Annotated in this window: 14 protein-coding genes, 1 pseudogene and 1 CRISPR repeat array; of the genes and pseudogenes, 6 read left to right on the top strand and 9 right to left on the bottom strand. The window is 39.6% G+C overall.

The genetic code is table 11. The annotated features are described in order from the left end of the window. Window positions 1–131: 131 nt before the first annotated feature. Window positions 132–1,496 (top strand): tRNA (N6-isopentenyl adenosine(37)-C2)-methylthiotransferase MiaB, encoded by a 1,365-nt coding sequence (gene miaB / locus RMX98_RS22970; protein WP_322676201.1) that lies wholly within the window; start codon window positions 132–134, stop codon window positions 1,494–1,496. A 136-nt stretch (window positions 1,497–1,632) separates the two neighbouring features. Then, window positions 1,633–2,253 carry a hypothetical protein gene (locus RMX98_RS22965; RefSeq protein ID WP_322676200.1) on the top strand — a complete coding sequence of 207 codons (621 nt, stop codon included), beginning with the start codon at window positions 1,633–1,635 and terminating at the stop codon, window positions 2,251–2,253. A gap of 292 nt (window positions 2,254–2,545) precedes the next feature. Here the strand turns inward: RMX98_RS22965 and RMX98_RS22960 are convergent, their stop codons facing one another. The 3 genes from RMX98_RS22960 to mnmG form a co-directional block, all read right to left on the bottom strand. Continuing rightward, on the bottom strand, window positions 2,546–3,904 hold the full coding sequence (locus RMX98_RS22960) for a hypothetical protein (protein WP_322676199.1): 1,359 nt from the start codon (window positions 3,902–3,904) through the stop codon (window positions 2,546–2,548). Window positions 3,905–4,099: 195 nt separating this feature from the next. Then, complete coding sequence (locus RMX98_RS22955) at window positions 4,100–4,261, bottom strand: hypothetical protein (RefSeq protein WP_322676198.1); 162 nt, start codon at window positions 4,259–4,261, stop codon at window positions 4,100–4,102. Window positions 4,262–4,308: 47 nt separating this feature from the next. Next, the gene (gene mnmG, locus RMX98_RS22950; protein ID WP_322676250.1) at window positions 4,309–6,231 is read right to left on the bottom strand and encodes a tRNA uridine-5-carboxymethylaminomethyl(34) synthesis enzyme MnmG; all 1,923 of its coding nucleotides are present in this window, start codon (window positions 6,229–6,231) and stop codon (window positions 4,309–4,311) included. A gap of 523 nt (window positions 6,232–6,754) precedes the next feature. On the opposite strand from mnmG, the gene RMX98_RS22945 reads away from it, so the two are divergent. Together RMX98_RS22945 and RMX98_RS22940 are read left to right on the top strand one after the other, a co-directional pair. After that, window positions 6,755–7,627 carry a D-alanyl-D-alanine carboxypeptidase family protein gene (locus RMX98_RS22945; RefSeq protein WP_322676197.1) on the top strand — a complete coding sequence of 291 codons (873 nt, stop codon included), beginning with the start codon at window positions 6,755–6,757 and terminating at the stop codon, window positions 7,625–7,627. 553 nt (window positions 7,628–8,180) lie between these two features. After that, window positions 8,181–8,867 carry an HAD family hydrolase gene (locus tag RMX98_RS22940; RefSeq protein WP_322676196.1) on the top strand — a complete coding sequence of 229 codons (687 nt, stop codon included), beginning with the start codon at window positions 8,181–8,183 and terminating at the stop codon, window positions 8,865–8,867. 185 nt (window positions 8,868–9,052) lie between these two features. Here RMX98_RS22940 and RMX98_RS22935 read toward each other — a convergent pair whose 3' ends face one another. The 5 genes from RMX98_RS22935 to RMX98_RS22915 all read right to left on the bottom strand — a co-directional run bounded on the left by RMX98_RS22935 (window position 9,053) and on the right by RMX98_RS22915 (window position 18,914). Beyond that, complete coding sequence (locus tag RMX98_RS22935; RefSeq protein WP_322676195.1) at window positions 9,053–9,457, bottom strand: pentapeptide repeat-containing protein; 405 nt, start codon at window positions 9,455–9,457, stop codon at window positions 9,053–9,055. Between the two features lie 597 nt (window positions 9,458–10,054). Then, window positions 10,055–15,490, bottom strand: coding sequence for an AAA family ATPase (locus tag RMX98_RS22930; protein ID WP_322676194.1), 5,436 nt, complete (start codon window positions 15,488–15,490; stop codon window positions 10,055–10,057). Window positions 15,491–16,120: 630 nt separating this feature from the next. After that, window positions 16,121–16,666, bottom strand: a complete 546-nt coding sequence (locus tag RMX98_RS22925; RefSeq protein WP_322676193.1) for a RidA family protein — start codon at window positions 16,664–16,666, stop codon at window positions 16,121–16,123. A 377-nt stretch (window positions 16,667–17,043) separates the two neighbouring features. Then, window positions 17,044–17,880: direct repeats of the CRISPR family, unit length 37 nt; unit sequence ATTTCAATCCCTAATAGGGATTTTAGTTAATTGCAAT. A gap of 358 nt (window positions 17,881–18,238) precedes the next feature. Further along, the gene (locus RMX98_RS22920; RefSeq protein WP_322676192.1) at window positions 18,239–18,562 is read right to left on the bottom strand and encodes a hypothetical protein; all 324 of its coding nucleotides are present in this window, start codon (window positions 18,560–18,562) and stop codon (window positions 18,239–18,241) included. A 172-nt stretch (window positions 18,563–18,734) separates the two neighbouring features. Continuing rightward, window positions 18,735–18,914 carry a chlorophyll a/b-binding protein gene (locus tag RMX98_RS22915; protein ID WP_322676191.1) on the bottom strand — a complete coding sequence of 60 codons (180 nt, stop codon included), beginning with the start codon at window positions 18,912–18,914 and terminating at the stop codon, window positions 18,735–18,737. Window positions 18,915–19,898: 984 nt separating this feature from the next. Between RMX98_RS22915 and RMX98_RS22910 the strand changes: the two genes are divergently transcribed. Then, window positions 19,899–20,162, top strand: a complete 264-nt coding sequence (locus tag RMX98_RS22910; RefSeq protein ID WP_322676249.1) for a hypothetical protein — start codon at window positions 19,899–19,901, stop codon at window positions 20,160–20,162. A gap of 12 nt (window positions 20,163–20,174) precedes the next feature. Here the strand turns inward: RMX98_RS22910 and RMX98_RS22905 are convergent, their stop codons facing one another. Continuing rightward, a complete protein-coding gene (locus RMX98_RS22905; protein ID WP_322676190.1) occupies window positions 20,175–20,660 on the bottom strand; it encodes a DUF4174 domain-containing protein in 486 nt (161 codons plus the stop codon). Window positions 20,661–20,994: 334 nt separating this feature from the next. Here RMX98_RS22905 and RMX98_RS22900 point away from each other — a divergent pair. Then, a pseudogene (locus RMX98_RS22900) lies at window positions 20,995–21,184 on the top strand (hypothetical protein); the annotation flags it as partial. Between the last annotated feature and the right edge of the window lie 239 nt (window positions 21,185–21,423).

Genomic DNA, 21,423 nt, shown 5'->3' with positions numbered 1-21,423 from the left:
GTAACTTCCTTTCAGTTTTTATCCCGCCCGTTCCTCCATTTTGGTTATTCAGCATTCCTGATGCAGGTTAAGAGCGTTATAGAATAGAAATAAACCTTACATACATTCATTACCCTGATTAAGCATTGCCCATGACCACTTCTAAACGCCAATATCACATTACTACTTTCGGTTGTCAGATGAATAAAGCTGACTCAGAGCGCATGGCTGGCGTTTTGGAAGACATGGGCTTTGAGTGGTGCCAAGACCCAAATCATGCAGATGTAATTCTCTACAATACCTGCACCATTCGGGATAATGCTGAACAAAAGGTATATTCCTATCTTGGCAGACAAGCGAAGCGCAAACATGAGCAGCCTGATTTAACCCTCATCGTTGCTGGTTGTGTTGCCCAACAAGAAGGAGAAGCACTGTTGCGGCGAGTTCCAGAATTAGACTTGGTAATGGGGCCACAACACGCCAACCGTCTGAAAGATTTGTTGGAGTCGGTGTTTGAGGGCAACCAAGTTGTCGCAACCGAAGCAGTTCACATTATTGAAGATATCACCCAGCCGCGACGGGATAGTACAGTGACCGCTTGGGTGAATGTGATTTACGGCTGTAATGAACGCTGTACCTATTGCGTAGTTCCCAATGTGCGCGGTGTCGAACAATCTCGCACACCGTCAGCTATCCGGGCTGAAATGGAAGAACTAGGACGGCAAGGTTACAAAGAAATTACTCTACTCGGTCAAAATATTGATGCTTACGGCAGAGATTTACCTGGAGTGACATCAGAAGGTCGACATCTGCACAATTTTACAGATTTGCTTTATTACGTCCATGATGTGCCGGGGATTGAAAGATTAAGATTTGCTACTAGTCACCCCCGTTATTTTACTGAGAGATTAATTCAGGCTTGTGCTGAATTGCCCAAGGTGTGCGAACACTTCCACATTCCTTTTCAATCTGGCGATAATGAACTTTTAAAGGCGATGTCGCGGGGTTATACCCATGAAAAATATCGCCGGATTATCGATACCATTCGGCGGTATATGCCAGATGCCTCCATTAGTGCCGATGCGATTGTCGGTTTTCCTGGGGAGACAGAAGCACAGTTTGAAAATACCCTGAAACTAGTGGAAGATATTGGCTTTGATATGTTGAATACAGCAGCATATTCGCCGCGTCCAGGGACACCGGCCGCTTTGTGGGACAATCAGCTAAGTGAAGAAATTAAAAGCGATCGCCTGCAACGGCTCAATCATCTGGGAAACTTAAAAGTAGCAGAGCGATCGCAACGTTACTTTGGACGGATTGAAGAAGTTTTAGTAGAAGACCAAAATCCTAAAGATCCAACCCAGGTGATGGGGCGCACTGGCGGTAATCGTTTGACCTTTTTTAGCGGCAACATCAAAGAACTCAAAGGACAGTTGGTGAAGGTAAAAATTACCGAAGTCCGCCCTTTTAGCTTGACTGGTGAACCAGTTGAAGTAAGGCAAACCGTTTTGCAGTAATAACTAGTTGAAGATTATGGGATTTGCAAAAAATAAATTATCCCAAATTATTTGTAGATTTGTAGAGGCGCAAAGCCTTTTACCGCTATGATGGGATGTTTTTTTAACTGGAAGTCCTTACACCCCTAACTTACTTATGATGAAGTTACCGCAGACGATTTCAGTTCTTCTTTTTGGGGCTAGTTTGGCTGTAACTTCCCCCCAACTTTGTGCTGCTTTCACTGTTCAAGAAGTAGTTAGTTTGGCTCAAGCATCAAGCGATTTGCCAGTGGTCAAATCAGCAGGACTTTCCCCTGATATGGATGTGCCCTGGTCAAAAACCGTGAGAATTGTTGATCCCTTTGAAGGGGAGTTTTTTGGGGTTTTTGATCGCAATTCTTTAGGTGGCTACTTGTTCCGTGAGGGTTCAACGCAAGTTATTAGTTTGTGGACACCTTCGAGCATTCGAGTATTGGTAACAGTAAATTCTGGTCAAGCAAGTTCTTCTTTCTACACCGCAGGTCATATATATCCTAGACCTGATTTTTTGAGGTTTGTCACTAGCAAAAAAGTCGATAAACTGTTGCTCAAAGTGAGGGGAAAAGTTTTTAAATTAGACGGTTCAACCGGCACGTTTGGTGTCAGTCGAGAATTAGCCACTGCTTTGAAAAATGCTCCAGATGATAATTTAGATATCAGACTAGTATTGGAGGGAGGTCAAACTGTTGATAGCAAAATTGGCAAAGGTACGGTAAAAGCTTGGCGAAATATTTATTAAGCTATTAGATTTTTCAACGATCAACAGCTAATTAGAGAGAGACTTTGTGTTGCTCTGATTGGTAACAATAATCACATTTATTTTGAAATTAATACCAATTTTAAAAAAGAATGCGACAGATACATACTCCCAAACCTTTGTTCTGTCTAGCTTCCCTAATTTTGAATTTTGAATTTTGAATTTTGAATTGGTATAACCCACCTGTCAGGAGTTAATTCTTGGTGAGTTTAATACCTTCAATTTCACCACTCTCTAAACCTCTCTTCAAGCAGACAGAGGTTTAAAAAATTTATTATAGTTTCTGCCCTGCGTAAATCGATCGCACTTCGCCGTTACGCCGGATGACTGCTTCGCCATTACTAACATCTACTAGTGTCCAACCGCTTGAGCCAATGCTTTCACCCATATTGATGCGGCGAGTTACGCCATCAATTTTAAACAAAGCAGCTGATTTGTTGCCCAACTCTAGTAGTCCCTCTAAGGTATTAGTGGGAGCTTCTGCGATCGCAGTTGGCGGATACACTTGTTCTTGGGTAATAGTTGGTTCTGACTCTGGGGCAAGTGCTGCACGTAAGGGAACTACTGGTAATGCAGGCAGAGGCTTAGGTGTTTGCCGCACGCTAATGGGTGCAGTTTTCGCCGCCACAGGTTTGAGTTCGGCTCGTACAGCCGCAGCTAACATGTTGACGGTTACAGGCTTGGCAGCTTGTCGCACTGTATTCAGGGCACTTTTTACAACATTAGGTTGAGATGCCCGTAACGCACTGGCAACTTGTGGTAAAAGTGTGGGACTCCCAGGAATGGCTGGAAGGGCGTAGCGCATTGGTGACGGCGCTTGATAAACGGGAACGTAGATACGCTCAACAACGCTTCCAGAACGGTTGGAGGCTGGTGGTGTATTGTTAGCTAGTGGAAGTGGTGGTAGATTACCAGTTACTTGCTCGCGGCCAAGGGCTATTTGATTAGTATTTGCCTGACTGGAGAATCCCGGACTGAAAGATTTTTGATTGCTTTTTGCTCCTTGCTTGTCTATAACAGCTAGCGATTGAAGCATATAGTCAACTAACTCTGCCTCAATTTCTGTTTTTACAGGCAACTGTGACTGCGGTTGTGACAGCAAAAGCGCTGACTCAGGCAATTTGGTATTTAAAAGATATACGACTCCAGACTGCACCAAGTAGATCATACTAGCGATCGCCACGCCTAAAGTTGTTCCCACAATCAGCAGTTTGCCCAAAGTAGGACTCGTTTTCTGACGCTTTCTACTAACTGGTTTAACGGTAGCAGTGTCAAATACAACGGTACTCAATTGCTTGTGATTATTTTGAGCAACTGACTGTACTGGTTGATTCAGTGTGTTCGGTAAAATAATCTGCGGTATTGTAACTGTTTGCAGAGGCACGTATTCTGGAGGGGACTGGCGTTGAACTTGGGCAGAAACCCCAGCAACAGAGTGGCTTGATTTGTTCTGACTACTGTGCCTAACAGTTTGAGAAGGCAGATTACCACTAACATCCAGAATGCAGTCAATATCGGCAAAGAGTTCATCCATAAGGCCATCAGCATAGTTTTCTATCGACCAAGGCTCGTTGGCGATTAAGTCTTCTGATGGTTCTGGTATTATGAGACGGGTGCTGGCTTCTTGTAACATAGACGTTCTGGGTTGTTGCTAGGACGGGGAAATGCCACCCCTACTGCCGAGATTATTAAGAGAAGGCAGGAGGTAGAGGGCAGGAGGCAGGAGGAAAGAAGTATGAATAAAAATTTGAGTTCTGGGTCATTACCCGTTTTAAGAAGGAGAATTGTATTGAGCGTCAAGTGCCGCGATATACAAAGCTTCTTTGCTTCAATTCCACACAGTTGCGTGTGGATTACTCCTGCCTCCTGAATAATGAAACATCCAATCCCCCATCATATTGAGACGAGTTGATTGAGTGTTGGTATTAAATTCAACTTCAATCTGGGGATTGTTGATGATGGCACTACTAATATTTATGTCATCTATCATACCAATCTCCCTCCTTACTACTATACTCAGTGTTTATGAACTTGGTGTTAAGCTAACGCTGGAAACTCTGACTGGCTCTTAGTTCTACGCAATTCTAGATATAATAATAAGGCATTAATATCTGCTGGGTTTACACCACCTATACGTGCAGCTTGACCAAGAGTGAGTGGTTTTACGTGAGTCAGCTTTTCCCGTGCTTCTTTGGATAGGGTATCAATTGTTGTGTAATCCAAATCCGCAGGTAATTGGCGGTGCGCTTGGCGGGCAATTTGGTCAATCTGATTTTGTTGCCTAGCGAGATAGCCAGAATACTTAATGTCAATTTCTGCGCCTTCTTTCTCAGCGCGGTTGAGGTCGGGGTTTCCCAGTCCGAACCTATCGAGGTCAACGTAATGGAATCCCGGACGCCGCAGCAAGTCGTTGAGGGTAATTGACCCTTTAATTGCTTGTTGGGTATCAGATGCGATCGCTATTCCCATTTCATCATGTTCTTTGACTCTTGTTGCTTGCAATCTTTGTTTTTCTGTGGTAATATTACCCTGTTTTTTGGTAAATATATCCCAACGGCGATCGTCAATTAAACCAATTTCTCGTCCCAAGGGTGTTAAGCGTTGATCGGCATTATCAGAACGCAATATCAATCGGTACTCTGACCTACTGGTAAGCATCCGGTAAGGTTCCCGCAAGTCTTTTGTACACAGGTCATCAACTAGCGTCCCAATGTAACTTTGCTCGCGCGCAAACACAATCATTTCTTGAGAGCGAACAAATCGAGCTGCGTTAATTCCCGCCACTAGCCCTTGAGCAGCAGCTTCTTCATAACCTGTGGTACCGTTAATTTGCCCAGCACAAAACAGCCCGGCAATTTTCTTAGTCATCAGTGTGGGGTAACACTGAGTTGCTGGTAAATAGTCATATTCCACTGCATAGGCGGGACGCAGCATCACACATTTTTCCAAACCGGGGAGAGTTCGCAACATTTGCAACTGCAAATTTTCTGGCAACCCTGTAGAAAATCCTTGGATATAAAGTTCGGGTATATCCCTTCCTTCCGGTTCAATAAAGATTTGGTGGCTTTCTTTATCGGCAAAGCGCACAATTTTATCTTCAATACTGGGACAATAACGCGGCCCTTTAGCTTCCACCCAACCGCCATAAACTGGCGACAAATGCAAATTTTCCTGAATTAAACGATGGGTTTCGGCGGTGGTGCGGGTGATGTAGCAAGGCATTTGTTCCCGTTCTACCCACACATCCGGGTCAAAACTAAACCAGCGCACATCTTCATCTCCTGGCTGGATAAGCATTTTACTATAATCCACCGATCGCTTGTCTACCCGTGCCGGAGTTCCAGTTTTAAGTCTGCCGATTTCAAATCCCAGGCGATTTAGGGTTTGTGTCAAACCTTCAGCCGCAAATTCTCCAGCACGTCCGGCTGGCATTGATTTGTTACCAACCCAAATTTTACCTCCCAGGAAAGTGCCAGTTGTCAAGATGACTGCTTTACATTGGAACCCTACACCAAAATAAGTTTCAACGCCGATGACTTCACCGTTAGTATCCAGCACCAAGTCTGTTGCCATACTTTCGCGGATTGTCAAGTTTTCTTGGTTCTCGACAATATTTTTCATCACTGCTGCATATTCGCGCTTGTCCGTCTGGGCGCGTAATGCCCAAACAGCAGGCCCCCGTGAAGAGTTGAGGATACGTTTTTGCAGGTAGGTGCGGTCTGCTATTTTACCAATTTCTCCGCCAAGTGCATCTACCTCATGGGTCAACTGAGATTTGGCCGGGCCACCCACTGCTGGGTTACAAGGTTGCCAAGCGATTTTATCCAAGTTGAGCGTCAATAGCAGGGTACGACAACCGAGGCGTGCAGAGGCGAGAGCTGCTTCGCAACCGGAGTGACCTGCACCGACGACTATGACATCAAAAGCGTCTTGGAATTCAACGGAATTGTGCATGGTCATACTTACAGGATCGGCAAGCTTAGAGTTCTTTTCAATTTTAGCTGTTCCAGTGATTTCATGGATGTATCTTTCTGATAAAAAAGTTATCAAATTTACTAGGACTCAATTAAAGGCAAATTTATACTTTTAACCTTTAGTTATTAATTAAAAATATAATGTTTTTTAATTTTTGTGAAAATTTCCGGGTTAGTTATCATGCCTATTGTTCATATATAGCAATCCGTTTTTATTTCTGTTCGCGCGGCGTGGCGTAGCCATAATTATTTGCGTAGGAGGTAAGAGGTTAGAGGCAATAGGCAATAGGCAATAATCAAGAAATCTCTTTGAGTTGTACTGAATTTTTTCAGAAATAAAATATGAATCCTATAGTTGGAGAGCAACACAGATTAATTTACCGTCTATAAGGATTAATTGTTTAATGAAACATAAGTCAATATCAATTAAATCTTTATATATTATGTAAATAACAAATATTTGTCAGAAATTTAGGGGTTTATTTAAACTAATAAGCAATTACTTAAAAATGAAACTTACAATCAAGAAGAATAGAAATATTAATAGAATTATTAGAAAGGCAACTTTCATCGGTATAGTTATCTTGATGATTTTTGTCTTAGTAGCTAGCAATGAAATTACCCACCACAAAGTTGCTATAACTGCCCAACCATTAAACGGATGCTTGACTGCTGATTCATTATCTTGTACAGATATCTCTAAAAAGACAACATTAGAACCATTTATTCCCGATGCCAAATTAAATGCTCAACAGCGTTTTTTATCTGCGATCGCCAGAAAATTATCCACAATTCCTCAGCCTGGTACTTATGAATATACTTTGCTGCGGATGTATGGCGCAGTATTCGTAAATCCAGATATTGGGATTAAACTACCGCCAAAAGATATTTTTGCTAGTGAACAAGAAACCCAAGATTTTCAAGCTAATTTAACAATGGGTCATGTTGATGGCACTAACGATTGTTACTTACAAAAATCGGCGGCTGATGCTTTAAATAAAGCACGAATCCAGCAACAGATTCCACTAAAATCTGGTTATGGTTCTGGTGATTGTACTCGCACTTTCAACACGAATTTAAGATTTTGGCATAAATATGCTAACAATCAAGTTTTAGCAAAAGTTCAACAGGGTAAAGAAACAAAAATTCTTGGTTTAGTTGCACCTCCTGGAACTTCACAACATCTCTGGGGATTAGCAATTGATTTACGCGTAGGCAGTAAAGAACAAAGAAAAGCTCTTAATGAAAATGGTTGGTTTCAAACTGTAGAAAACGATCTTCCGCATTGGACTTATGTGGGTTTATCTGAAGATAATTTACCTCTGTTTGGTTTTAAGAAACAAACTATTCGAGGTATTATTTATTGGATTACGCCACTTTAAGTGTTAGATGTAGTAATCATATTTGTATCAAATTATTTGCGTAGGTGGTAAGAGGCAATAGGCAATAGGTAACAGTCAAGAAGCCTCTTTGAGTTCTACTGAATTTTTTCAGAAATTAAATATGAGTCTTATATCATGAAAGTTTTTGGTTTTCTTGTTCTATTTATTTGATTTTTGAGTTTAGTTGCTCTATCAGATTCAATAATATAGGACTCATATTGGATTGGTATACCTTAATCTTCTGAAATCCTCTTGCCTATTGCCTTTTGCCTTTTGCCTATTGCCTTCCTACGCAAGTGATTTCAGTAATCAAACCGGATTCCTATAATTTTATTGTTTGATCTAGTTAATCGTCTGCAATCTCTGTTGGGCTGATAGATTGCAGTAATGCGAAAATTAATCTCTCTGGGGATACTGTTTGCGTCATCTGTCATATTCTACGACGCAAGATATACCAATGTTCCTTCTTCATTGGAAGTAACAACTGAGGTAGAGGTTATGGCAACAATTTTTGAGTAGCGTAGAGGCACTAAAGTAACCGAGAAATTTCTCAATGACATATCAAGGTGTAATTTTGGATGTAGATGGGACACTTGTTCTCAGTAATGATGCCCATGCTCAAGCTTGGGTAGAAGCATTTGCTGCCTTTGGCTATGAGGTAAAGTTCGAGCAAGTCCGACCATTGATTGGGATGGGAGGCGACCACATTATTCCGAAGTTCGCTCCAGGACTTTCCGATCAACAAGGAAAAGGTAAGGAAATCGCTGACAAACGTAAAGAACTGATCGTCAACAAGTTGGCAACAAATCTGGCTCCCACCAGTGGTGCGCGGCAACTAATATTGAAGATGCTGTCTGTTGGCTTGCGTTTAATCATCGCCAGTTCAGCAACGAATCAAGAACTGACAGTATTGTTGAAAGCTGCACAAGTTGATGACTTGCTGAGTCAGGATGAGGCGACAACATCTAACGATGCCGAAGCTTCTAAACCAGAACCAGATATTGTCGAAGCTGCTTTGAGCAAGTTGAATATGCAACCATCCTCTGTGATCATGCTGGGGGATACTCCCTATGATGTTGAGTCTGCAAATAAAGCTGGTGTTGGCGTGATTGCGCTTCGTTGTGGTGGTTTTGATGATAGTCAATTAAAGGATGCGATCGCCATTTATGATGATCCATCTGATTTGTTAACACACTATGACAATTCACCTCTAGCAACCAAAGCAACCACGAGGACATAATCATTATCAAAAGTGGTCAAGTAAAAAACTGATTTCTACTTGACCACAACTCCATATAATTATTTCTCCCACGGAATCTCAAACAAGGCTTGGGCAAAAATCACAGTCAATACTACTGGCTTTGTGTATTTTCAACTCGGAATCGAGTTCGGGGAAAAGGTTAAATATTAAGTCACTGAAACATCTCAGTACAATATAACTTCCTTAAGATCAACCCCAGCCAAGACAGCACCCTCCAAGTTAGCATTATGAAGCTTGGCATCTGTTAGCTTGGCATTTGTTAAGTTAGTAGCGCTTAAGTCAATATCACTTGCAAATACTTGGCTCAAGTTGGCACTAGTCAGATTAGCACTAGTGAGATCAGCACCTTCTAAATTAGCATTTCTTAAGTTAGCTCCCTTTAAGTTAGCATTTCTTAAATCAGCACCAATTAAATGAGCATTACGCAGGTCTGCTCCAGCCAATTCACACCCCGGACATTTCCCTGTTTTCAGTAATTGTCTAACATGGGCGGGATTTGCAGCTTGCACCGGAATGGTATAGCAAATCGTACTTAGTAATGCTGTGGTAGCTAAAATCATCAGTTTCATCTGACTTCCCTCAAAACGCTTAGATACTATTAATCGAAATTTTTGACTCAATGGATTAACAATATCTATAAACAGATTGACTCAATTGATAGGCTTTTGCCATTGCACCATAGGCTTAGTCAAAGGGTGAAATTTGTTCTTGTATTGTTTAAGGAGTCTCGCCAAACTACCCTCTCTGGTCGCAGTTTAAGGTTAAATCAATCTGCAATAGGTAATAAATTTGGTTGTTCACAGCACGTTTGCGTCAATATACAGAATTCAGAATTCAGGAGTCAGAATTCAGGAGTAAAACAGGCTTTATATCTGCCTTGGGACTTAGTTTGTGTACTTCATTAACTTGAAATCTACTGTATGATCTTTGAGGCTTGTGATGAATATAGAAACTCTTGCATAAGGATTTTGTGGTATTCTTGAGGGTTGTTTTTTGGAAGTCAAAATAGTAATAGCTTAACAAGTTTTTTCATTAAGTATTATTTGGCGTTCACTAAATAAAAAAATGCAGCATAAATCGTTTCAGTTAAATGTCTGAAATATTTGATTGATTTTATTTTTAAATCTATTTAACGCCTAATTCGTGATTGTGAATTCTATGCAGGCTCAAATAGAATTAGTATAACCTGGAATCTTGGTTAGAATCGGTAAGGTAATTACAAATTCTGTTCCCTCGCCAAGAATAGAACTCACATTCAAAGTTCCACCATGTTTTTCTACAATAATAGACTGAGCGATCGCTAATCCTAATCCCGTTCCTTTACCAACACCTTTAGTGGTAAACAAGTGGTCAAATACTTTTTGTTTAACTGATTCACTCATTCCTTTACCATTATCTGCAATCTTCACCTCAACCTGTCTTTCTTTTAAGGAGGTGGTAACTTTAATCCAGTTAGGATTGGCTTTAATCTCCTCAAAACTCTGCTCTGTATTTGATTCATCCAAGGCATCGATAGCATTCGCTAAAATGTTCATAAATACTTGATTTAGTTGCCCAGGAAAGCATTCAATTTGGGGTAAATTCCCGTAGTCTGTCACTACTTCAATTGCCGGACGAATATCATTGGCTTTCAGACGGTGTTTTAAAATTAAAATTGTACTATCAATGCCTTCATGAATGTTAAACGGTACTTTGTAATCTCTATCGGCACGGGAGAAAGTGCGGAGACTGGTACTGATATTTTTCAGCCTGTCACATGCTATCATCATCGAATCAATCATCTTGGGCAAATCTTCTAAGCTATATTCCAAGTCGATTTCTTCGGCATGGGTAAGAATTTCATCTCCAGGAGTAGGAAACCTTTTTTCATATAGTTTCAAATGTTCAATAATCTCAGCAAAGGTGGGTTTAGCTTGTTGGAGACTAGCAGCAATAAAACCTAAAGGATTATTCATTTCATGAGCTACCCCAGCAACCAAGTTACCTAATGCAGACATCTTTTCACTTTGGACAATTTGTAATTGAGCTTGTTGCAACTCTTGTAAAGCTTGCCCCGCTTGCTGATAAAGCTGGGCGTTTTCTAAGGCAATTGCTGCTTGGGAGGACAGTAGGTTAATTACCTGGAGACGGTTATTAGTAAATACGCCTTGATTCAGTTTATTTTCTAGGTAGAGAATCCCCACCAAATGACCTTGGTTAACAATGGGCATACATAATACACTTTGAGGTTGATGTTGGAGCATATATTCCCCAATTACACCAGGAATATTTGTTTGGCAATTGTCTATGATCACGCTTTCTTGAGTATTCTTAACGTAATTGATCAGTTTTATCGGGATATTTTGACAAGCATCTAGTGGTTGTGAATAAAGAATGGTTTTGACATCAGTCTGGGAATTTGACTGTTGCTCGATAAAGGTAATTGCCCGCACTTGCCAAACATCTTCTTGGGGAAGAATTAATACAGATGTTTTTGCACCAGAATTTTCTAAGATAATGCGAGTGAGACTGCTGACAAGTGCATCTAATTCGATACAACTAGAGATAGTTTGAGCGGCTTTGAGAATGCAAGTCAAATCTAGAGCATCAGAAATATTAGTAGTGTTGGTAGGGTAAGTAGAAGATGTACGAGCAATACTGGCTATGGTTTCTAAGGGATTGAAGTTGAATTCTTGCTGTTGCAAAATGGGTTTGAGTAATTTGGGATAGCGTTTTTCCAAGTCATCAGTTTTGGCTTTTGCTCCCCAATGGGCATAGCAGTAATATGCTTGTTGCAGATATCCTTCTGCGGCTTTGTCTTTAGCCCATTCTAGGTAAAATTTGGCAGCAAGTTCGTTAGCGATCGCTGCTTCCTGAACATAGTCATTGGCGATCGCTTCTTCGATGGCTATTTGATAATAATCTGCGGCTTGTAGGCGATCGCCACTTACACGAGCTTGTTCAGCCAAGATTAAATGGTACTTGTGCTGATAATTGACTGGTGCATGATCTGCCCATTCTCGCATTTTTGCCTGGTTTTGGGCTACTTTTTGGAGATAAAGTTGTTGCTGTGCTTCATTTACCTGAGAACAAAGAGCTAACAAACTCAGAGATTGATAGAAATTTCGCAAAGGTACAATTAATAAACCTGCTGCTCCCTGCTCATATTGCTCAAATTTTTGGGAATATTCCCAAGCAGACTCGTATTCACCAAAAAGATAAGCCAGTAGCGTTTTTGCTAGATAGACATAACAAATCCCATTAATATTGTTAGTTTCAATCAATACTGGTAACATTTCTACTTCGTGAAAATGCTTCCCAATTAAACAACAGGGGTTGTTCGTTTCTCCTTGTAAATTTATAACTGTCTGCCGCCAAATATTTCCCCAAACCAGAGATACTTCTTGTTTAATTTGCTGCATTAGATCGCAATATTTATCTGCCTCCAGCACAGCATTCTCTAGGTTCTCTCCACTCCAAAAGAGAAACTGACAATAGCAATTAGCACAATAACCTACATATTCTAAATTTCCAGTTTCTAATCCACTTTGCAATCCATCCAAAAATAAGTTTAATGTGGATTTTATTGAATCTTTCCAGTGTTTAATAAACAAGCTAAATGTTAGATAAACTCTGCTTTTAAGTTCTTTGGTTTGAAATTTATCTAAAAGCTGTACTGCCAGTTTGCCAAAGTTATACCCATCTTCAATTGCACCAATACTGCACAAAAATAATCCATAGAGACTGTAAGCAATAGCTGCCTGTGGTGAGTTGCCAGACTGGATGCAAATTCTGATCATTGTAAAAATCTTCAGAGGCAACAACATTGGTTTAGCTATATAAACCGGGGCAAACAAACCTGATAAAATGCGGAGTGCAACTAATTTTTTGGTATCAGTTATTTCTGGTAAATCTGCCAATGCTGCAATCGATTGATGAACAAACATTTTTTGTAACTGAGTATGTTCATCAAAAATCATTTGAGTATTGCCGTCTTCAGGTAATGTCAAATCTAGTAATTGGAGTGCTTCTCTACCTGTGGCTATTGCTTCAATAAATTTATTTTGCGCTGTATAAGATTGGATTTGAATTTCATAAGTACGAACTTTTTCTAATGGAGATTTAGCGTTTTTGAGGATAATATCTACTAATGATTTTGATGACTCAAAGTTTATATTGAGATATTCTGCCTCAGCCGCAGATTCGTAAACAGCCAGGGCCAAATCGTAGCTGCTTTGCCAAGCATTTATCGGTAACAGAAGCATCGCAACTTTTAAATACTCCACTGCTGTTGCATAAGCAGTCGAGTTTTTGGCTTTACAACCAGCTATCAAATTTAACCGAGATAGATGTTCTCGTTCGCCAGGTTCTTCCAATAACTCCAATCCGTAATTGAATTGGTTAACGATCGCAAAAATTCCTGACTCTTGCTGATCTGGATGTGTACTCTGCAACAACAATCGCCCAATTTGCAAGTGTGTTGACTGTTTTTGTGCTTCTGGAATGAGTGAATAGGCAGCTTGTTGGACGCGATCGTGTAAAAATTTGTATACAACCATCTCAGAATGTTCTTGAGTAGCTGCTTGATTTTCTGAACCAACAAAAAACTTATAAACCTCACTTTGCGGCAAAATCAATCCTTGTTGTAAAGCCTTCCACAAACAATCTGCGGTTTCTAACTCCGATTGTTTGGAAACAATCGCTAATGTTTTTAAATCGAACTCATTCCCAATACAAGCAGCTAGCTTCAATTGTTGTTGAGTTGATTCTGGTAGTCTTCGTAATTGGAAGACCATAAAATCAACCACATCGTCTGCTAGAGTTTGCTGATTTATTTGGGAAATATCACATTGCCAACATCCCTCTAGAAAATTGAATTGAATCAGTTGGTCTTGATGTAACGATTTGAGAATCTGAGTTGCAAAAAATGGATTACCTTGAGCTTTACGATCAATCAATTGTGAAAGAGATAATGCTACATTCTCCGCACAATTTAAGGTATCGGCTACAAATTGATTCAATTGTAGTTGGTTGAGCGGTTTCAGGGTAAGGCTATTCACAGTTACACCTGTCTTGCGAATTTCATCCAACATCAACATCAACGGATGTGCTGGAAAAACTTCATTGTCTCGATACGCACCAATTAATAGTAAGTATCCTTGATTAGCTTCATTCATTAATAATTGTATGAGTTTTAATGAAGCCGAATCTACCCACTGCAAGTCATCTAAGAATATGACTAATGGATGTGCTTTAGTTGTAAATACTTGGAGAAATTTTTGAAATAATAAATTAAATCTATTTTGGGCGGCATTACCTGATAATTCTGGTGTGGGTGGTTGTTTGCCAATGATTTTCTCTAATTCGGGAATCACTTCAATAATTACCTGTCCATCTTCACCTAATGCTTGAATAATTTTATTTTTCCATTCTTGTATTTGGACATCACTTTCTGTTAGTAATTGCTCCATGAAGTTACGGAAAGCTTGGACAAATGCCGAGAAAGGGATATTCCGATTAAATTGGTCAAATTTGCCTTTGATAAAATAACCACGTTGACGGACAATCGGTTTATGAACTTCGTTAACAACCGCAGTTTTACCAATACCCGAAAAACCAGCTACCAGCGCTATTTCAGTTGCACCCATGCTGATTTTTTCAAATGCTTGTAGTAGGGTTTCTACTTCTGCTTCTCGTCCATAGAGTTTATCAGGGATAATAAATCTCTCGCATACATCTCGTTGAGCAATTGAGAAATTTTCAATTTTATTTGTTGTCTTTAGTTGAGCAAAACAATTTTCTAAATCATACTTCAATCTTAATACAGTCTGATAGCGTTCTTCAGCATTTTTTGCCATTAATTTGCTGATGATCGCCGAAATTATCGGTGGGATTAACGAGTTAATTTCATGTACTAAAGGGGCTGTTTTAGCAATATGACAATGCACCAATTCCATTGGATCATTTGATTGAAAAGGTAAAACTCCAGTGAGTAATTCGTAGAAAGTTACACCAACTGAATAAAAATCAGTCCGGTAGTCAATTCCCCGATTCATTCTTCCTGTTTGTTCTGGAGAAATATAAGCTAGTGTCCCTTGTAATACATTGGGACTGATTAACGTTTGCGTTTCTCTTGGTAATAGAGAGGCAATACTAAAGTCGATTAATTTAACTTGTTTGGAATCAGGATTAATTAAAATATTGCTCGCTTTGATGTCTTTATGAATGATGCGCTGACTATAGAGTATCTCTAGGGTATTACACAGAGCGATCGCTATTTCTAAAAACTCTTGTAAAAACCTGATATCTCGCCTATGGTCACGAGTAAAATAATCTTTGAGAGAAATGCCACCAAAATCTTCCATCACCAACGCATAGCCATTTTGATACGCTTCCAGGCTGTAGGTTTGGATGATTAGGGATGAGTTTAGATTTTTGGCAATGGTGTACTGATTGCGAAATTGCACCAGTTCATTGAATGTAGGATATGGATTTTTCAGCAGTTTAATCACTACAGGTAAAGAGTCAATTTCTCGATACCCTTGATAAACTATGGTTCTCGAACTATTGTAGATTTCTTTAATGATATAATATCCGGGAATACTAACACGAGTGCTGAACATACTGCTAAATCTTAGGGATTACTAAATTTATTGTTCCCAAATTAGTAACGACAGTTTAATGTTAATTGGGAAATATTATTGTGACTTCACTTTAGATTTACAATTCCCAGGCTATTGATAAAACTTGGTGAAAACCAAATTTTTCCAGACTTGTTTTTAAAGTTCAGCAGTGGAGAGAATATTTTAATTCAGTCAATGCAGACATAAAATACCCCCACACAAAAATGTCGAGCTACTCAATAGGAAGCTGTAAAGCGTAAGCTAGTAATTTGCCAACCTAAAAATGCGCTTGTGATGGCTGGGGAAAGGTATTAAAAACCTTTCCCTTTATCCTTTAAAAGTCAAGTTTATGAGAGCAAACTACTAGCAATTGCTGGGATTTATAGTTAAGTTTCGTAGTCTGAATAGAGGCAATTACCTGCTAAAATGGGAGAAACTAAATAAGTCGGCAAAAGAAAACCAAAATGTGTGAAAAAAACTAAACAAGGCTCAAACCCTTTTTTTCCCTCCATTATCTCAACGATAATTCTTTACGCCGACTTACTTATTATTAATGGACGGAAGCGGTAGTTTCTTACTCCACCTGCTGTTATTGGAAAGGGTTATATTGGAACCAGCCTTCAATCACATTTATTCTGGAATTACCGCATAAGCATCAATTTCAAACAACATACCGTCAAGTGCAAGCCTCGGAACGGGAATAAGTGTGTTTGCTGGTGGTTTATACCCCCACAAATTGCCAATTTCACGTCCTAACGGAATCAATTTACTTTGGTTGTGATCCACTATAAGAATAGTAGTTTTTGCTACATCACTTGGTTGTGCACCAACCGCTTCTAAGGCAAAACGGAGGTTTTTAAAAGCCTGTACTAACTGCTTTTCAAAGTCATCGGAGACAAGATTACCTTGTAAATCCGAACCAAATTGACCAGAAATATAGACGGTTCTCGTCCTTGGTGGTGTAACAGCTATATGACTATAACCATTTCGGGTTGCATCATATAACATTGGTGGGTTCACTAATTTCAACTCTTTGTTGTCTTTAGCGCTTACTTCCTTTTGTGTTCCCACCATCAAGGCGGTAGTTACTCCACTACCTCCAAGCCACAAAAGTGCATTTCGTCGCGATAAGTTTGCCACTACTGAATTTACAGCACTGGTAATACGTTTAGTCATTAAAGCTCCTTAGATATGTATGAGTTCTCTATTTTTGCTCATACTTAGTTCTATTATCTATCAAATTAGAGTAAAAAAGCACTACTCAATAGTACTGAGTATAGTTTTAATATAATTGCAACACCTAAATCGGGGTTTGTTGGTTTGGCACAAACAAGTAAAACTGAAATCTTGGCGATGAAGAGAAGAGATAACCTCTAACTGAGCTTTTTGAACAACAAGCATCGGGTTAATTTACTCAAAGATATCAGCGATCGCTTACAAACTGCAATGTACTCTGTTATTTCCCGCAGAGACTGGGTTAAAGCCAAAGCTTTCAGTATCACTGTAGGCTTTTGCAATCTTACAATCGTTGGATTCAAGGGAGGTATAGGCAAGTTTCAATCCCTAATAGGGATTTTAGTTAATTGCAATTACCAAATCCTGATTGCAAAGTATTAAGAATTTGATTTCAATCCCTAATAGGGATTTTAGTTAATTGCAATACTTTACTCTGTTTCCCGCCTTGGTTATTTGTCACATTTCAATCCCTAATAGGGATTTTAGTTAATTGCAATCTCGATGGGATACCAGGCAATAAAAAAGGCAATGATATTTCAATCCCTAATAGGGATTTTAGTTAATTGCAATATCGTTAGCCAAGTGTCAACGCTATTGGCGACAACGTATTTCAATCCCTAATAGGGATTTTAGTTAATTGCAATTCTGTCATCATCAAAAGAGTGATTTTGAATATCCTGGCGACAACGTATTTCAATCCCTAATAGGGATTTTAGTTAATTGCAATTAATAGGGTATGGCGTAAATTGTTGGATGATATGATTTCAATCCCTAATAGGGATTTTAGTTAATTGCAATTTGCACTGTACCAATCTGACAAGCAATTCCCAATAATTTCAATCCCTAATAGGGATTTTAGTTAATTGCAATGGGTGCTTTACTAGCAGCTCTATTAGAATTCATATTTCAATCCCTAATAGGGATTTTAGTTAATTGCAATATGGAAGATGTAGAAATACAAAAGTTCATCAGAATTTCAATCCCTAATAGGGATTTTAGTTAATTGCAATTTAGAGAATCTATCGCTGATAATAGGTAATTGCTTTTATTTCAATCCCTAATAGGGATTTTAGTTAATTGCAATTCAGCGCATATTTCAAGTACTCTGTTGCCTGCTATTTCAATCCCTAATAGGGATTTTAGTTAATTGCAATCGCTGGCTTTTAAAAGTCTTGCTGTATTTGGTTTTCAAGGTTCGGTTGCGCGAATGGGAAAATCATAACACGAAGAGTTGTGATTTGGCTAGAGGGAAATGGCTGAAAACTAGTCCCCATAAGGTGCGCGGATGGTTTAGAAATGCTAACGCTCTCAAATTGTTGCATATAGGATAATTCAGCCATTTTTGTAGTCACCCCTTCCCGAACACCTACCCATCCGCGTACTCAGCGAAAAAACTAATCTAATCAGAAAGCAGCTTACTTATAAATATCCTAGTTGATTAGATTCGCTGACTTCAGGGCAATGCCTGGGTTAGGCTACGCTTATGCAATACCAGCACCCTTATGAACAAACTTATTTGGCAACGTCTTCAAAGTCTGTTATCGCACAAGCAAATTCTCTAAAAGCTGTTTTAATCAGAACCTCCTTTGTTCCCCTTTCTAGCGAAGAATTGCGTATGAGGTCTGTTAATTCTATGAACAGCAGAGAAAACATAAAACGATCTTGGCGGTCAACTTGTTTCAGGCAAGACGATATAAACTGATAAAGCTCTGTTTTTCTAGGTTTGGTTTGTTCTTCCCATATTTGTAACCCAAGCCGAAAAGTTCTCAAACGGATTTCATTAGTGCTGAAGGACGCGTCTTTGTAGCGGACTGATACGCGTTGGGGTAATTCCATGAGTTTTAGCTATACATATTCAATGTAAAGTAATTATTCACTGATATTTTGGCTCAACCGGAAAAATCTGATATTTTGCACCAATTTCAACAACCGCCATAAGTTAAAAACGAATTACTTGGTAGACTGACTGTTTAAGGTAGCACAGCTGTGCTACCTTACTACCATCAATTTAGAGGATACCCCAGAAATGGAGTAAGCCTTGACCAGAAAAAGCTTCAATCAAAATCGCAGATAGAAAACCAATCATTGCAAGACGACCGTTCCAATTTTCACTCTGAGGAGTGAAGCCAAAACGCACAGCATTAGGATCTTCTGAAACAATAGGCGCAGGATTCTTAAAATCTGACATGAGTAAAACTCCAAAGTTCAAGTGTTGTAGCAGTTTTAACTGTCTGTAAAGTAATGTAACAAATGTATAACAAAATGCAACATTGAGTGAATAAAGAAAAGCTGAAGAAAAATCTGAATAGATTTTGCCAAAATGAGCGATCGCCTGCCTGCTGATATAGTGGAAGTGCTACCTCAAATTATGCGATCGCCTGTAGCAAAGATTCTGCTGTTCCTTGCTCATATAATTGCTTCCCTTCTTGATATGCAAGTTCAGCCGCAGCGAGACTTGCATCCGCCGAATTTGTCTGCGTCATCTGTGCAATATTTACCGGATATGCCTAGCAATTGCCACATTTGATTCTGAAAATAGCAAAATGCTGGTAAAAATAACAATAGTGCGACCTATCACCAAGGGCAGAGATTGCCATTGTCTTGAGTCGGATATCTTAAATTTAGTCATATCTGCGGTTTCTATAGCATCCAGAAGTTATAAAGCAGCGATAAGAAGATTCTTTGCAAAGCCTTAGAAAAATATGGCGGCTGTAATTCGCCGATGGTATCAGTATCTCGGTTCAGTATCGGTTAGCGATCGCTTATAATGTTTTATCGGCGCTGCATCTTTCTCAATCCTCAATTAAAATTCTCGGCGTTGCTGATTGCGGTATGAAAAATAATTTTGCGTTATTTCAAAATCCTTGTAGAGACGTTGCAATGCAACGTCTCTACATCCAAATTCATACCTCGATTCAGCAACACCAAATTCTCGGTATCGTCCTTCGAGGTTGTTGCAAAAACTAGCTGTCAAAGGCAAAATTTACGAAGGACTGCTGTCAATAACGAAATAAAGCCAAAAAGTGACCAATAATTCAGATTTTCGTTGACTACAAACCCACAATCATTAATAGGGGTTGCTATTACATCTCCTGGTGATTCCAGCTTTGACTAGTAAGAATTGGCTGGCATCGGCTTTGTTGTGGCGAACGTTAAAAAGTTTGATGGTTGTATGAACTTAGGAATAATCGAGTCTTACAGTAATGGGTTTTTAGAAGTTATACCAGAGAGCGATTATTGGCAGATTGCAGGTATACACATCAATGGTCAAACCTACTGCCCTACTCCTCGGCTTTATCATTCAGAAAAAGTAGCATTAGCAAAAGCTGCACAAATTTATGATTGGCTAGCCAACCACGAAGGAGAAATTAGTAATGGGGTTTGCAACTGCCTTGAATTGAAACTCATTTTATGGCAGCAACCGAAAGTATCTTAAATTACCCTTGTATTATTTTCTGCTTCTATTTTGCATTTCTTGCTGGCGCATCGGCATAGCGTCAATTTGCTCAAAAATTGCTGTCGCTTGGACTGGTGTATTGTCACTGCGTTTAACACCACCATCTTTACCTACCAAAATGACGCGAAAACTTTCTTTATCAACCCCAAAATGATTTCGCAACTTAACAGTAGAAGACTCATCTATTAACTGTCCGTTGGTATAGCTTTCATTTGGTAAAACCCGAATAAGAACTAAATCACGTTCTTTAAAACCATTTTGGTGCTGGTTAAATAACTGCATCTGTTGCTGATAGCTATGGTTATCAACAGACGGTGCAAAGATTAGTAACACGCGGTTTTGCCATTTTTGGGAACTAAGCTTAAATGAAGACATTTTGATGGCATGAGTTGAACCTTGGACAGTAGCAGCAATGCTGATTGGCGATAAAACTATAGACGTGGTAAGGGTGAGGGCGATTAATGCTGAGTTATTCACTTTGGGGTTGAGATGAGCGTTCTATCATCTCAACCTATCATTAATTTTCTCTCTCTGACTCTATCCGGTGACAATACTGCACGCTTTGTGCATTTTCAACTCGGCATTGGGTTTGGGGAAAAGGTTAAAGGGTAAAGGTTAAAGGTTTTTTCTTTCCCCTTCCCCTTTTCCCCTTAACCGACAAGTATTGGGATGACTCGAACTAGAGAGCGATCGCTAAATTAATATTTTGCATATTTAGTCATTTTAACTACAAATCTGCTGGAACAAGCCACAGAATTTATCTTGTTGAGATATCTCAAAAAAACTACATAGTCGGCATGGCTACGCTTACCGCCTTCACTTAGAGCGCCGTATGGAAAGAGCGTTTTTTGAGGCAGGTAAGGCACTGGCAGAATTGCGCGATGGGCTACGCCGTAGGCGATCGCAGATTACATCGCTCCACGCATAAAACCTTTGAAGAATATTGCCGCGTTCGCTTTGGTCACAGCCGTCAAAAGTCGAACTATTTGATTGCAGCAGCTGATGCTTGAGGGGAGACAAAATACCCTGAAATAGATATATGGCAAAAGGGCTATGAGGCTTATTTTATCTCCATCCTAGCCCTTTTTGTCCCCCGTAAGCAGCTGATGTGTACGAAAAATGCTACCCCGGTCTGCACGGACGGATACTAAAAATTTTTTCAAAGCGATCGCAGAATTACCTGGCAAGTTTTGTGCTTGTTGTAAAGCACGGTTCCAATAATATACTCCGGCAAAGGGTT

Origin of the sequence: Nostoc sp. DedQUE02, from assembly GCF_034531035.1 — a bacterium.
Taxonomy (GTDB): domain Bacteria; phylum Cyanobacteriota; class Cyanobacteriia; order Cyanobacteriales; family Nostocaceae; genus Nostoc.
This window is presented reverse-complemented; position numbering and strand designations above follow the sequence as displayed.